The following is a 13,448-nucleotide window of genomic DNA, read 5'->3' as shown; positions in this document are numbered from 1 at the left end:
TGCCGACGTGTGGGCAGTCCCAGTATTTGCATCATCCTAGCCGCCTTTGTCTTTCACGAAGCTGTCAATGATGCGCGAAGCATCAGCGGCAACAGGCCGCCGGCCTTCAGCACGCGCACCTCGGCCTGCGTCTCCACTGCCGCGCGCGCTGTGAGGGCCTGGGCGTCGCCGTTCGCCCGCAGCACGCGCACGGCGCATGGCGCGGACGGCGCGAGCGCATGTTCCGGCATATCGATCTCGATGCGGTCACCGCTCGCAAGCGAGAGCGCGGCGGGAAGTTCGAGTGGAAGGATGCCCATGTTGCAGAGGTTGGAGCGGTGGATGCGCTCGAACCCCGCGGCGAGCACCGCCCGTACGCCGAGCAGGTACTGGCCCTTCGCCGCCCAGTCGCGCGACGAACCCATGCCATAGCGATCCCCCGCGACGACGACCACGGCCTGCCCTTCGGCGGCATAGCGCGCCGCGGCTTCCCAGAGCGGCAGAACCTCGCCGCTCGGCACATGGATCGTCGATCCCGGCGGAATGTCCCGGCCGATGTGGTTGCGCACGGACGGGTTCGTGAAGAGACCACGCAGCATCACCTCCCAATTGCCGCGGCGCGCCGAGAAGACGTTGAGATCGTCCGCCCGCTCGCCGCGCTCGATGAGCCAGCGGCCTGCGTCGCCCTGCGCGGGAATCGCACCGGCGGGCGAGATATGATCGGTCGTGATGTCGTCGCAGAGAACAAGCAGCGGATACGCTGCGTAACGGCCCAGGCGCGACTGCGCGCCAAGCGCGACGAAGGGCGGAGGCCGCAGATACGTCGAAGCCTGATCCCACGGGAAGAGCGGCCCATCTGATGCCGGGAGCGCCGCCCAGTCGGCGTTCGCTTCCGCAGCCGCATAAGCGGCTTCGAAATCGGCAGGATTCGCGGCGGCAGCGAGCGCCCTATCGATCTCGTGTTCGGCGGGCCAGATGTCGCGCAGGAAGACGTGTGTGCCGTCTGAACCGGTGCCAAGCGGATCGGTTTCGATCGCGATGCTGAAATCACCCGCAAGCGCATAAGCGATGACGAGCGGCGGCGCGGCGAGATACGAATCGCGGACCGCCTGATGAACGCGGCCGGGAAAGTTGCGATTGCCCGAAAGCACCGCGATGGGATGCGCGCCTTCGGCGATCAGCGCGTCCATCTCGGGCGAAAGCGGCCCGCTGTTGCCGATGCAGGTTGTGCAGCCGTAGGCGACAATCGCGAAGCCGAGCGCTTCGAGCGCCTCGCGCAGCCCGGCGCGTTCAAGAAGCGCCGCGGCCGTGGGGGAGCCGGGTGCAAGGCTGGTCTTCACCCAGCGCGGTACGGAAAGACCGCGTGCCAGCGCCGCGCGCGCGACAAGACCGGCGGTCACTAGGAGACGCGGATCGGACGTGTTCGTGCAGCTGGTGATTGCCGCGAGCGCGACAGGCCGCCTTTCCGCGGACGCAGATGTTTCCGCGCGCGCAATCCGGTCCTGCGGGCGGTGCGGACCGGCGAGGCTCGGCACGACGCTGCCCAGATCGAGATGCAGACCGAGATCGTAATCGGGCGCGGCGTCCGGATCGAACCAAAGCTTCTGGCGCCGGAGATAGTCCCCCACCTGCCGGATGTGATCGGACGCGCGGCCAGTCGCGCGCAGATAGGCGATCACGGCCTCATCGGGCGGGAAATAACCCGTCGCGCCGCCGAACTCGGGCGCCATGTTCGCAACGACGGCGCGTGTCCCTGCGGAAAGCGTCGAAACGCCCGCCCCGAAGAATTCGACGAACCGCCCGTCGATCCGCACGCCGCGCAGCATCTGCGTGATCGTGAGCGCAAGATCCGTCGCCGTGACACCGGGCCGGAGCCGCCCCGTGAGGCGCACGCCGACAACCTCGGGCACGCGCAGCGTCACCGGCATTCCGAGCATCACGCTTTCGGCTTCAAGCCCGCCGACGCCCCAGCCGAGCACGCCGATGCCGTTTATCATCGGCGTGTGACTGTCCGTGCCGATCAGCGTATCGGGGAACAGCCAGTCCCGCCCCTGCCATGTCTCGCGGCTCACCACGGTGGCGAGGCGTTCGAGGTTGATCGTGTGCATGATGCCGGTGCCCGGCGGATGCACATGCAGCGAAGGGAAAGCATTCCCCGCCCATTTCATCAGCCCGAAACGCTCGGCATTGCGCGCCATCTCGGCGGCGAGATTGGCTTCGAGCGCACCGCGCGCACCATAGCTGTCCACGGCGATGCTGTGATCGGTGGAAACGTCGACGCGCAAGCCCGGCAAGATCCGGCGTGGGTCCCCGCCCTCGGCAGCGACCACCGAACGCATCGCGGCAAGATCGACAAGCGCGGGGCCGCAGGTCGTGTCGTGCATCAGGAGACGCGCGGGCACGAACGGCAATTCGATCGTCCGGTTGCCGCGTTCCAGCCACTCCTGCGCCGCATGGTCGGCATCGGCGTCCACCGCGCTACGACGGAGCAGATTCTCGGCGAGGATTCGATGGACCCACGGCATGTGCGCCAGCCGCGCCCCGAGCGTGCCGGGGAGATTCACCATCATCGACGGTGACACGCCTACCGCGCCTTGCGCGCGATAAACAGCGGAACGCGAAAGCGGCGCTCGATCACCCCGCCGAAGCCCTGTTCGCCGACAGCCTCGATCCCGGCGAGCATACGCGCGCGCAATTCCGGCGCCATGCGGCGAATCATCGAGAAGGTCGCATACAGCGCGCGCATCTCGGCTGCGGTCATCCGCACGGTCAGTTCGTGCATCTGGTGCTCCACGTGCGCAAACCCGGCTGCGCTGAGTTCGGCAAGCCGATCATCGGTCCACAGCGAATAATGCCGCTGTTCCGGCCCGCGCAGCGATGGCGGCAGCTCCGCATCTTTCAGAAGCGGCAATACCGCCCGGCTGAACAGATCCTGTTCGGGATCGTGAAGCACATTCCACCACATTGCCCAGACGCCGCCGGGGCGCAGAAGATCACGCACCATCGGAAGCCCGCGTGCGGAATCGACCCAGTGGAACGAGGTCGCCGCAACACCCAGATCGAATGCGCTTTGCGGCAGCCCGGCCTCTTCCAGCGGCGCGTTCACGACGCGAACGTTGTTTCCAAGATCCGCGAGCCGCGCGGCAAGCACGGGATCGGGTTCGATGAGCGTGAGGGAAGCGATATCCGCTGCGATCAGCCGCCGGCTCGCCTGCCCGGTTCCCGGCCCGATCTCGAAAACATCCGCGCCGGGGGTAAGCGCTTCGGCTGCGAGCGCGACATACAGCGATTCCGGATACTGCGGGCGCGCGCTGGCGTAGCCTGCGGCATCCGAACCGAAAATGTGCCGACCGACACGTTGGTTTTCGGCGGTCATCGTTCGCCGTGCTCCTCGTCGATACGGATGACAACGCCCGTGGCAACAACTGTCCGCGTCGCGTCGAGCGAGGCGTAGGTCCAGAAGATTTCGAGCGGCACGCTTTCCGACACGTTCCGAAAGAAATGCGGAACGCCGGCGGGAATCCACGTCAGGTCACGCGGACGCACATCATGCTCCTCGCCATCGATATGCGCGCGTCCCGCGCCCGAAAGCACGAGCACGCTTTCCTCGCAATTGTGGAAATGAAGCGGCACCGCGCAGCCGGGATCGATGACGGTGACGCCGTTCAGCATCTGCCGCGACCCCACCTTCGCCGTCACCATGGGCCGCGTGCGGATGCCGCCGCCGCGATCCTTCACGGAGAGCATTTCAGGCCGCAGCAGGACGGCGCTCATCGCTGCGCCCGAACCGCACTGCACACCGCCTCGCCGAATGCGGCGGTGCCGAGTGTGCCGCCGATGTCGCGCGTGCGCGTGGCCGGGGTGTTCAGCACATCTTCGACCGCCGCTTCGAGCCGCGCGGCGGCAGCGACGAGATCGTCCCGCCTGTGCTTCCGGCCGAACCAATCCAGCAGCATCGCCGCCGAAAGGATCAGCGAGGTCGGATTGGCGATGTCCTTGCCCGCGATATCAGGCGCGGAGCCGTGCTGCGCCTGCGCAACGCAGATGTCGTCGCCGGCGTTGATCGATCCGCCGAGACCAAGGCTGCCGCACAGTTCGGAGGCTTCGTCTGAAAGAATATCCCCGAACATGTTGGTGGTGACGATCACATCGAACCGGTCCGGGCTGCGGATGAGCAGCGCGGCAGCGGCATCGACGATGATTTCCTCCAGCTCCACGTCGGGGAATTCGGCGGCGACCTTGCGTACCTCGCGCAGGAACAGCCCATCCGACAGTTTCAGCACGTTGGCCTTGTGCACGGCTGTCACCTTCTTCCGGCGCGTGCGCGCCAGCGCGAATGCGGCGCGTGCGACCCGGGAAGCGCCTTTCGCGGTGATCTTGCGGATGGAGAGCGCCATATCCTCGTCGGGCATGAACTCGCCGCTTCCCACGTGCATGTTGCGATCGGAATAGAAGCCTTCGGTGTTCTCGCGCACGATCACGAGATCCATCGGTTTCCGAAGAATGCTGAGGTCCGGCCGCGAACGGCAAGGCCGGATGTTGGCGTAGAGCGCGAACTGTGTGCGCAGCGCTGCCGAAGGATTGATACCGCCCTCCGCGCGCGGGGGATAATCGAAATGCGAGACGGGGCCGAGGATGACGCCGTCCACCTGCGGAATCCGCTCCAGAACCGCATCGGGGAGTGTCGTGCCGGATGCGGCGAGGCTGGCGAAGCCGATGGCGCTTTCCTCGATCGTGATCGGCGCGCCGCATGTCTCCGCGAGCACCTCCAGCACCCGGCGCGTGGCAGCGGAGATTTCGGGGCCGATGCCGTCGCCGGGAAGCAGAAGGAGATTCATGTAAGCGTCCGTTGCAATCGGCACCGACCGGCGTCACGCATGTTGACGCCGGTCGGCAACGGTCAATACCCGCTTAGAAGATGTTCGCGGTGAGCGAGAACTTGATCACCGACGGCGCACCGAAGGCGATGTAGTTGCTGCTCGTGGAGGCGAAATACTTCTTGCCCGTGATGTTCTGGGCATTGACGCGCGCGGTCATGCCCACGCCGCCGATCTCGAAGGCATACGATCCGCCGAGATCAAACAGCGTGTAACCCGGAACGAACAGCGTGTTCTGCGGATTGATCGCCCGCGCTCCCGTGTAATAGGCACCCGCATTGATCGCGAGACCTTCCACAAGCTGCGTGAGGCGATATTCGCCCGACACCGACCACTGCGACTTCGCGGTGTTTTCGATGCGATTGCCGATTAGCGCCGTGTCTGCCGTTTCACCCTGCTTGGCGCGCAGGAACAATGCCGATCCGTAAAGCGAAAGGTCCGGCGTAACTTCACCCGTCAAGCTGAGTTCAAGGCCGCGATAGGTGGCCCTGCCATCCTGCACGAAGAAATTCGCGGAATTGAGATACGTCAGTTGCCGCGTGATATCGAAGTAGGCCGCCGTGAACAGCAGGCCCTTCTTCGGTTCGACCTTGATACCGCCTTCGTACTGCTTCGAATTGCTTGCCGGCAGAATCTCGCCCGCATTGTTCGCCGTCAGCGGCGCGCCCGGCGTCGATTCAAGGCCTTCGATGTAGGTCGCATAGGCGCTGATCCACTCTTGCGGCTTTACCACAAGGCCACCCGACAGCGCGAGCGGCTTGTCGGAAAAGGTTTCCGTGCTCGGCCCGACGGCGTTCTTCCGCTTCTCCTTGTAGATCGACTTGCGCGCACCGACGAGCACGCTGATCAGATCATCGTTGGGTCCGCCGAAACGCATCCGGTCGAAGGCATAGAAGCCGGTATCCTCGATCGAGGTATCGCGTGCGGGGTTGTACGGCGTCGTGCCGTCGTAGCGGATATCCGGGAGGTCGATCGGATCATACGCGCTCTGCAAACAGTCCGAGGCAAGTCCGAGTGCGACACAGTTTGCGCGCGTGGTCGGATTGTTCGTGCCTACGCTCGCATTCGACAACGGCGAATACTGACGGCGGATATTTTTCGACGCGCCCACGAGCAGTTCATGAATGACAGGACCGGTCGCAAAGGTGCCGGCAAGTTCGATGCGCCCGTTCTTGTTCCGGTAAAGCTGGCCATCCGCCGCGCCCATGGTCAGGCGCCCCTTGCCGGTGACAGGGTCGAAGGCTGACAGCGAGCTGAAACGACGATCGCGTTCCAGATATGAAATTCCGCCCTCGGCGACGATCTCCCATGCCGGCGTGAACTTCCACGCCACACGGCCGAGGACGTTGGTCGCGTCCGCCTTGTTCATGAAACCTTTGCTGCCGGGATTGTTCGACGCACTCGTCAGGCGCGGAAGCGCCGTTGTGGCCGTCGTGAGCTGAAGCACGGTCGGCTCCGTCACCTCTTTCGAGATATGCTCGACATCGAGGTTGATGCGAAGATTGTCCGAAGGCGTCAGCTGGAACGCGCCGGACTGGAAGCTGCGGCGGCCCCAAGTGTTGTCGATGCCAGAATCGACCGTGCCGTAAACAAGGTTGCCGCGCACGCCGAGGATGCCCCACGTGCCGCCGGCGTCGATGTGGCCCTGCACCTGGCCGTGATCGTTGCCGTTCACCGCGACGGAGAACACCGGATCGAGCGTCGGACGCTTCGTGGTGAGATTGATGATGCCGGACGGCGTCGTGAAGCCGTAATAGAGCGCCGACGCGCCCTTCAGCGCTTCGACGCGTACCTTGTTTTCAAGCGGCAGGTCGATGAGGTTCACGATCGGCAGCGAGCCGTTGAGGCGGTAGTTGCCGCGGTTCTCGACCGGAATGCCGCGGATCGAGAGGTTATTGTAAACCGTGGGGCTCGTCTGCGAGCTGGTGACGCCCGGCGAGTTGCGCAGCGCATCGAGAATGCTCTGCGCCTGCTGCGATTTCAGCACCTGCTCGGGAATGACGCTGACGGTGAGCGGCGTATCGATCTGGCGCGCGCCGCGGAAGCTGCCCGCCTGCACGAAATCCGCGCTATAGCTGTCCTGACGGTCGGCGGTGACGACGATTTCCTCGAGCACGAGGCCCGACTGCGCTCCGGATTCGGCCTGCTGCGCCATCGCCTGACCGGCTGCTGCCATCGCGATTCCGCTGACACCGAGCCCGGCGATCCATTTCCACTTCGTGGCCATTCCTTGCACCCCTTTTTATCTCCGCCCGAAAGAGCGGCAGTTTCCCCATTTACCGGCGTGCACGATCCGGCACGCCGCGTCTCTCGACCGGCGCGCCGCGATACGCGAACGCCGATGTCGGGCTGACGATATGCCGCCTAGCTGTCACAAACCTGTCTCGCCTGTGCCGGGTGGGTGACAGCTTGGCGACAGACTGCTTTCCTAGGCTAGTGTGGAGGAACGGCATCACGTGCCGCGGGGAGACCAAATTGGAAACAGCGGATACCTTCAGCCTTTCACGGCGCCGCTTCACCGGATCGATGCTTGGCGGTGCCGGGCTGATCGCATTGCCTGGCCTTGCCGCGTGCGCGCGGGCGGTAACACCGGGCGTATCGCCCATCGACGGCCTGCCCCGCGCCCGACCTGAAGCACACGGCGTCGATCCGCAGGCGATCCTCGCCTTTCTCGACGAGGTGCGGGGCGCGGGGCTGGAACTGCACAGCTTCATGCTGTCGCGCGGCGGCGACGTGATCAGCGAAGGCTGGTGGACCCCCTATCGCGCCGATCGGCCGCACATGATGCACTCGCTCACGAAAAGCGTCGCCGTCTCGGGTGTCGCCATTGCGATGCAGGAGGGTCTGTTCGGCATCGACGACAAGGTCGCCTCCTTCTTCCCGGATGAGCTCCCGCCCACGGTGAGCGAAAACCTCGCCGCGATGACCTTGCGCGACCTCCTCACGATGCGCACCGGGCACGCCGAGGAAATCTCCGGCTCCGTCTGGCGGCAGATCAAGACGAGCTGGGTCGCGGAATTCTTCAAGGTGCCGGTCGTTCACAAGCCGGGCACCCGCTTCGTCTATTCGAGCGCCGCGAGTTTCATGCTCTCCGCCATCGTCACGAAGGTAACCGGGCAGACGCTGCGCGATTATATGGAGCCGCGTTTCTTCAAGCCCCTCGGCATCACCGGGCTCAGCTGGGACGTGGGGCCGGGCGGCATCAATCCGGGCGGCAACGGCCTCACCTGGAAAACCGCCGACGCGCTCAAACTCGGAATGCTCTACGCGCAGAAAGGCCGCTGGAACGGGCAGCAGATCCTCTCCCCCGCATGGGTGGAGGCCGTCAGCAAGCCGCAGGTGGCCGAGGGCGAATACAGCTATCAGTGGTGGATCGGCGCGAACAACACGTATTACGCGGTCGGCCTGTTCACGCAGATGTCGATCGTCTTCCCCGATCACGACGCGGTGCTCGCCGTCACGGGCGCGATCCGCAAGAGCGAGATGCTTTCGCCGATCGTTGACAAGCACTTCCCCGCCGCGTTCGCCGCCGGGAGCCTGTCGCCGAACGACGCGGGCTATGCGGCGCTGACGGGGCGCACACGCAACTTGTCGCTGCTTCCGGCGCTGCCCGCCACGACATCGCCCATGGTGGCACGCATTTCAGGCAAGGCGTTCAAGGCGAGCGAAAATGCCGATGGCATCGAGAGTTTCGGTTTCACGTTCGAAGGCGACCGCTGCCGCTTCACGATGCGCGACGGACGCGGCGAACACAGCGTGGATGTCGGGATCGGGCGCTGGATCGAGGGCGAGACGAGCATGACCGGCAACAAGCTGCACCACCAGTACCAACCGGATTCGATGGTCGTCGTCGCGGGCGGGCGCTGGACTGCGCCGGACACGTTCGAGATGATCTGGCAATTCGCCGAAACAGCCTTCCGCGACACGGTCGTGTGCCGCTTCGATGGCGACACGATGACCTTCGATCGCAGCGTCAACGTGAATTCAGCGGCGATGTCGCTCCCCACCGTCCGTTCAACGCTCGGCTGAGGACGATCGCCATGCTGCCTGCGGCCTTGCTGTTTGCGATGATGGGCGGGGCGGCTGGCGCCGAGCGCTTTCCACCGCCCGAATGCGAAACCTATGTGGCCTACGACCGCGACATGGTGCTGCCCGGCTATCTCATCCCTTCGAAAACGGGTGCGAAGGTCTGCGTTCCGTTCGCCACCGTCGGCGCCCGAACGCCTGCGGGCTACACGGGCGATTTCTACGTCGATGAATTCGCGGAGCCCGTCCTCCGCGCGCGCTGGCTTCAGTGCAAGGCCGATCCCGTGTGTGCGGCGCGCGTGTCGCCGGTCGTCAATCGCCGGAAGCCGCCCAACCGGGAGCAACGCATCACCGATCCGCACCATCGCCACCTGCTCGGCAAGACCGACGAAAATGCCGATCTCGCGGCGATTCGGCGCCCGACGTTCTTCGCGCAAGCGCCCTATCGCGAACCCATCGCCGCGGTCGAAGCGAACACCTACACGGTCGAATTCACCGCCCCCGCTGAAGCACACGAGCGTATCCACAAGGGGATCGAAGCGCCGGTCAAACTCCGGGGCTGGTATATGCAGGGGCGCGGCGTGCCGGATGCGGAGGGTCGCACAGTCCGCGCGCTCATCGTGATGAGCGGCGGCGGCGGCACGCGCCTCGCCGCGATCGATCATCCCGAGGACCGGCTTTACAGCGTCCATCCCGAAACCCGGAAAACCGCGATCAATGCCTTCCCGAACACGCGCACCGGCTCGCCCGGCCAGGCCGGGTGGCGATCGCTGATGGCGATGCTGAATACGGCGGGTTTCGACGTGCTCGCCTATGACCGGCGCGGCGTCGGCGTTTCGAGCGGTTTCAGCGACACCAACACGCTGCAGCAGGGCCGCGATCTGCTGGCGGCGCTCGCCAGCCTCCGCTCGGGCGAAGGGATGCGCGCGCTGTCGCCGATGGGCAGGCTCTATGCGGGCGCAGATGCCGCCCGCGTTCTACGCGGCAAGGCCGGTGAACTGCCCACGCTGCTGCTCGGCAATTCGCGCGGCACGATGGCGACCGGCTGGGCGATGACGATGAACTTCGACAAGGACTGCAGCTACGATCTTCCCGAGATCGCCTGCACGCCGCCCCGCCGCGACCCGTCGATCAAGGGCGCGATGCTGATGGCGGAATTTACGAGCGGCCCCGGCTTCGTTTCCGCGACACCGACGCCCGAGGACGAGGAGCGCGGGCTCGGCAAGGATCGCGGCCTGTTCATCGGCGCGAGCCAGATCGAGCACAACATTGTCTTCTTCCCCGGATCGGCGATCCTTGCGGGCATGAAGACATGGCCTGCCGCCTTCTTCGCGCGCGGCCTCTGGGATTATGCCGCCAGCCTGGAAGGTACGATCGCCTCCTACGACCGCGTGCCGGGGCTTAAGGAGCTTGTCGTGGTGCGTGGGCCGCACCCGTTCGAAACATGGCCCGAGGCGGAGAAGATGCGCGTCCGGGAACGCCTGCGCGCCTTCGCTTTGGCCGCGATCCGCGGCGCGCACGAGGTGCCCGGCGCGCGCCCGTGGACGACGATGAAAGCGCTTGTCGCGACGACCGAAGATGCGTGGGAGGCGTCGTCGACGCCGCGACAGTGATTTCCCGTTAGGCACCAGCGGGCAAACACCGATAGACTGAAGATGCGGAGGTCGGTCTATGCAATTGATTATCAACGGCAAAAAGCACACGTATGACGGCGATCCCGACATGCCGCTGCTCTGGTACGTGCGCGACCTTGCGGGATTGACCGGCACCAAGTTCGGCTGCGGCGCAGGTCTGTGCGGCGCGTGCACTGTGCATGTGGACGGCGCGGCGATGCGGTCGTGCCAGCTTCCGATGTCAGCGGTGGAAGGCCAGTCGGTGACGACGATCGAGGGTCTGTCGGAAAGCGGCGACCATGCCGTGCAGCGCGCCTGGCGCGAGCACGCCGTCGCGCAGTGCGGCTACTGCCAGTCCGGCCAGATCATGCAGGCGGCGGCGCTGCTCGCCGAAACACCGAAGCCCACCGACGCAGACATCGACGCCGCAATGGCAGGCAACATCTGCCGCTGCGGCACCTATGCCCGCATCCGCGCCGCGATAAAGGCGGCGAGCACGGCAGGAGCGGACGCATGACGGCAGAAACATTCGACCGGATCGCCAACATCAGCCGCCGCGGCCTCCTCGGCGGAGGCGGCGCCTTCGTGCTCGCGATGGGCCTGCCCCGCACCGTGCTGGCGCAGGCGAAGGAAACGCCGAAGTATGGCGCCGATGCGCAGTCCGGCGGCTGGCGCGACGATCCCACGCTGTTCGTTGCGATCGCAGAGGACGGTACGGTGACCATCACCTGCCACCGCGCAGAGATGGGCCAGGGCATCCGCACCAGCCTTGCCATGGTGATCGCCGACGAGCTCGAGGCGGACTGGAGCCGCGTGCGTGTCGAACAGGCGGTGGGCGACGAGGCGCGCTACGGCAACCAGAACACTGATGGATCGCGCAGCATGCGCCATCTGTTCCTGCCGCTCCGCCGCTGCGGCGCGGCGGCGCGCACCATGCTGGAGCAGGCCGCCGCAACACGCTGGGGCGTCCCCGTCGGCGAGGTCGCGGCGCAGTTGCACGCGGTTGCGCATCGACCCACGGGGCGGACGCTCGGCTACGGCGCACTTGCAAAGGATGCAGCAGCGCTCGCCGTGCCCGACCGGAACAGTGTGACGCTGAAGGCACCGGCGACGTTCCGCTACATCGGCCGCAACGTGGCGTCCGCCGACGGCGTTGCCATGACGACGGGCCGCGCGAACTACGGCGTCGATGCGCGCCTGCCGGACATGCTCTACGCCGTGGTCGCCCGCCCGCCCGTCTACGGCGGCAAGGTGAAGAGCGTGGACAAAGCCGCGGCGCTGAAGGTGCCCGGCGTCGTCCAGATCGTCGACCTGCCCGCGCCCACGCTGCCCTCGGCATTCCAGCCGCTCGGCGGCGTTGCCGTGCTCGCGGCGAACACCTGGGCGGCGATCAAGGGGCGCGAGGCGCTCACCATCGCGTGGGACGACGGCCCGAACGGCACCTACGATTCAGACATATATCGTACCGAGCTCGAACGCGCGGCCCGCGCGCCGGGGCAGGTCTCGCGCAGCGACGGCGACGCGGAGGCCGCGCTCGGCAAGGCCGCGAAGCGCATCACGGCGGAGTATTATCTCCCCCACCTCGCGCAGGCGCCGATGGAGCCGCCGATGGCACTCGCACACGCCGCCGCCGACCGCTGCGAGGCGTGGGCCTGCACGCAAGACCCGCAGGCGGCGCGCGACCTCATCGCCGAGGCGCTGAAGATTCCGGTCGCCGATGTCACCCTCCACCAGACGCTGCTCGGCGGCGGGTTCGGGCGCAAGTCCAAGCCCGACTACGTGCTCGAAGCGGCACTGCTCAGCCGGGCGGCGGGCGGCAAGCCCGTGAAGGTGGTGTGGACGCGCGAGGATGACCTGCACCACAGCTACTTCCACACCGTTTCGGTCGAGCGACTGGAGGGCGGGCTCGACAAGAACGGCCGCACGGTGGCGTGGCGGCACCGGAGCGCGGCACCCACGATCGGCTCGATCTTCGGGCCGGACCCGAAGCACCAGCTGCCGTTCGAGCAGGGCATGGGGCTGCGCAACGTGCCGTTCGCGATTCCCGACTTCCGCGCCGAGACGTGCGAAGCGACCGCGCATACGCGCATCGGCTGGTTCCGCTCGGTTTCCAACATCCCGCACTGCTTCGCGGTGCAGTCGTTCGTGGCCGAGCTTGCCGCGGCGGCGGGGCGCGACCCAAAGGACTATCTGCTCGAGCTTATCGGCCCCGACCGTACGATCGACCCGCGCGCGATGGGCGACACCACCAACTCCGGCGAGGACCCGGCGCGCTACCCGGTCGAGACCGCGCGGCTGAAGGCGGTGATCAATGCCGCCGCCAAGGGCATCGGTTGGGGCCGTACGCTGCCGGCGGGCCACGGGCTCGGCATCGCCGCGCACTACAGCTTCGTCAGCTACACCGCCTGCGCCTTCGAAGTTTCGGTCACGGACGGCGAACTCACCATCGAGCGCGCCGACATCGCGGTCGACTGCGGCCCGCAGGTGAACCCGGAGCGTATCCAATCGCAGATGGAAGGCTCGGTCGTGATGGGGATCAGCCTCGCAACGCTTGGCGAGATCAGCTTCAAGGGGGGCCGCGTCCAGCAGGATAATTTCGACGGTTATGCGCTCACCCGCATCGACGGCGCACCGAAGGTCACGCAGGTGCATCTCGTCGGCGGCGGCAACTGGAACGCCCCGCCCGGCGGCATCGGCGAGCCCGGCGTGCCCCCTGTCGCGCCGGCCCTCTGCAACGCAATCCATGCCGCGACAAACAAGCGCATCCGGTCACTGCCGATCGGAGAGCAGCTGAAAATCTAGCGCGAGATCCGCGCTGAAGTTTGGAAGATGTCTGGCTGGAACGAATTTTCGTCGGCATCGCGCATGAAATTGAGAAAAAGATTCGGATGTCTTTAAACAGAAATCCAAATCGAAAATCATTCTCATAATCAAAACGAAAATTTTCCTAGGA

Annotated in this window: 9 protein-coding genes; 4 read left to right on the top strand and 5 right to left on the bottom strand. The window is 66.0% G+C overall.

The genetic code is table 11. The annotated features are described in order from the left end of the window. Positions 1 to 53: 53 nt before the first annotated feature. From acnA to DFR51_RS00665, 5 genes are all read right to left on the bottom strand, one after another. Positions 54 to 2,561, bottom strand: coding sequence for an aconitate hydratase AcnA (acnA, locus tag DFR51_RS00685; protein ID WP_207790666.1), 2,508 nt, complete (start codon positions 2,559 to 2,561; stop codon positions 54 to 56). A 2-nt stretch (positions 2,562 to 2,563) separates the two neighbouring features. Next, positions 2,564 to 3,355: a class I SAM-dependent methyltransferase gene (locus tag DFR51_RS00680; protein ID WP_121047136.1), complete on the bottom strand. Its 792-nt coding sequence runs from the start codon at positions 3,353 to 3,355 to the stop codon at positions 2,564 to 2,566. Next, positions 3,352 to 3,753, bottom strand: coding sequence for a cupin domain-containing protein (locus DFR51_RS00675; RefSeq protein ID WP_121047135.1), 402 nt, complete (start codon positions 3,751 to 3,753; stop codon positions 3,352 to 3,354). The genes DFR51_RS00680 and DFR51_RS00675 overlap by 4 nt, the downstream gene beginning before the upstream one ends. Beyond that, positions 3,750 to 4,817, bottom strand: coding sequence for an isocitrate/isopropylmalate dehydrogenase family protein (locus tag DFR51_RS00670; protein WP_121047134.1), 1,068 nt, complete (start codon positions 4,815 to 4,817; stop codon positions 3,750 to 3,752). The genes DFR51_RS00675 and DFR51_RS00670 overlap by 4 nt, the downstream gene beginning before the upstream one ends. 73 nt (positions 4,818 to 4,890) lie before the next feature. Further along, positions 4,891 to 7,083: a TonB-dependent siderophore receptor gene (locus DFR51_RS00665; protein WP_121047133.1), complete on the bottom strand. Its 2,193-nt coding sequence runs from the start codon at positions 7,081 to 7,083 to the stop codon at positions 4,891 to 4,893. Positions 7,084 to 7,331: 248 nt separating this feature from the next. On the opposite strand from DFR51_RS00665, the gene DFR51_RS00660 reads away from it, so the two are divergent. From DFR51_RS00660 to DFR51_RS00645, 4 genes are read left to right on the top strand one after another with little or no spacing between them, the layout of a single operon-like run. Beyond that, positions 7,332 to 8,885 (top strand): serine hydrolase domain-containing protein, encoded by a 1,554-nt coding sequence (locus DFR51_RS00660; RefSeq protein WP_121047132.1) that lies wholly within the window; start codon positions 7,332 to 7,334, stop codon positions 8,883 to 8,885. A gap of 11 nt (positions 8,886 to 8,896) precedes the next feature. Next, entirely contained in the window at positions 8,897 to 10,495 is a 1,599-nt protein-coding gene (locus DFR51_RS00655; RefSeq protein ID WP_197723694.1) for an alpha/beta hydrolase, read from the top strand. Between the two features lie 58 nt (positions 10,496 to 10,553). Beyond that, complete coding sequence (locus tag DFR51_RS00650) at positions 10,554 to 11,012, top strand: (2Fe-2S)-binding protein (protein WP_121047131.1); 459 nt, start codon at positions 10,554 to 10,556, stop codon at positions 11,010 to 11,012. Beyond that, positions 11,009 to 13,297 (top strand): xanthine dehydrogenase family protein molybdopterin-binding subunit, encoded by a 2,289-nt coding sequence (locus DFR51_RS00645; RefSeq protein ID WP_121047130.1) that lies wholly within the window; start codon positions 11,009 to 11,011, stop codon positions 13,295 to 13,297. Before DFR51_RS00650 ends, DFR51_RS00645 begins: the two co-directional genes overlap by 4 nt. Positions 13,298 to 13,448: the final 151 nt, after the last annotated feature.

This window comes from Sphingosinicella microcystinivorans, assembly GCF_003634215.1.
GTDB classification, from domain to species: domain Bacteria; phylum Pseudomonadota; class Alphaproteobacteria; order Sphingomonadales; family Sphingomonadaceae; genus Sphingosinicella; species Sphingosinicella microcystinivorans.
Note: the sequence above shows the minus strand (reverse complement) of the source record. Positions and strands in the feature narration are given on the sequence as shown.

What these genes read in the sequence shown, in the direction of transcription:
- DFR51_RS00680 (WP_121047136.1), bottom strand. Translation starts at nt 3,355, where the DNA reads ATGACCGCCGAAAACCAACGTGTCGGTCGGCACATTTTCGGTTCGGAT.
- DFR51_RS00675 (WP_121047135.1), bottom strand. Translation starts at nt 3,753, where the DNA reads ATGAGCGCCGTCCTGCTGCGGCCTGAAATGCTCTCCGTGAAGGATCGC.
- DFR51_RS00670 (WP_121047134.1), bottom strand. Translation starts at nt 4,817, where the DNA reads ATGAATCTCCTTCTGCTTCCCGGCGACGGCATCGGCCCCGAAATCTCC.
- DFR51_RS00665 (WP_121047133.1), bottom strand. Translation starts at nt 7,083, where the DNA reads ATGGCCACGAAGTGGAAATGGATCGCCGGGCTCGGTGTCAGCGGAATC.
- DFR51_RS00655 (WP_197723694.1), top strand. Translation starts at nt 8,897, where the DNA reads ATGCTGCCTGCGGCCTTGCTGTTTGCGATGATGGGCGGGGCGGCTGGC.
- DFR51_RS00650 (WP_121047131.1), top strand. Translation starts at nt 10,554, where the DNA reads ATGCAATTGATTATCAACGGCAAAAAGCACACGTATGACGGCGATCCC.
- DFR51_RS00645 (WP_121047130.1), top strand. Translation starts at nt 11,009, where the DNA reads ATGACGGCAGAAACATTCGACCGGATCGCCAACATCAGCCGCCGCGGC.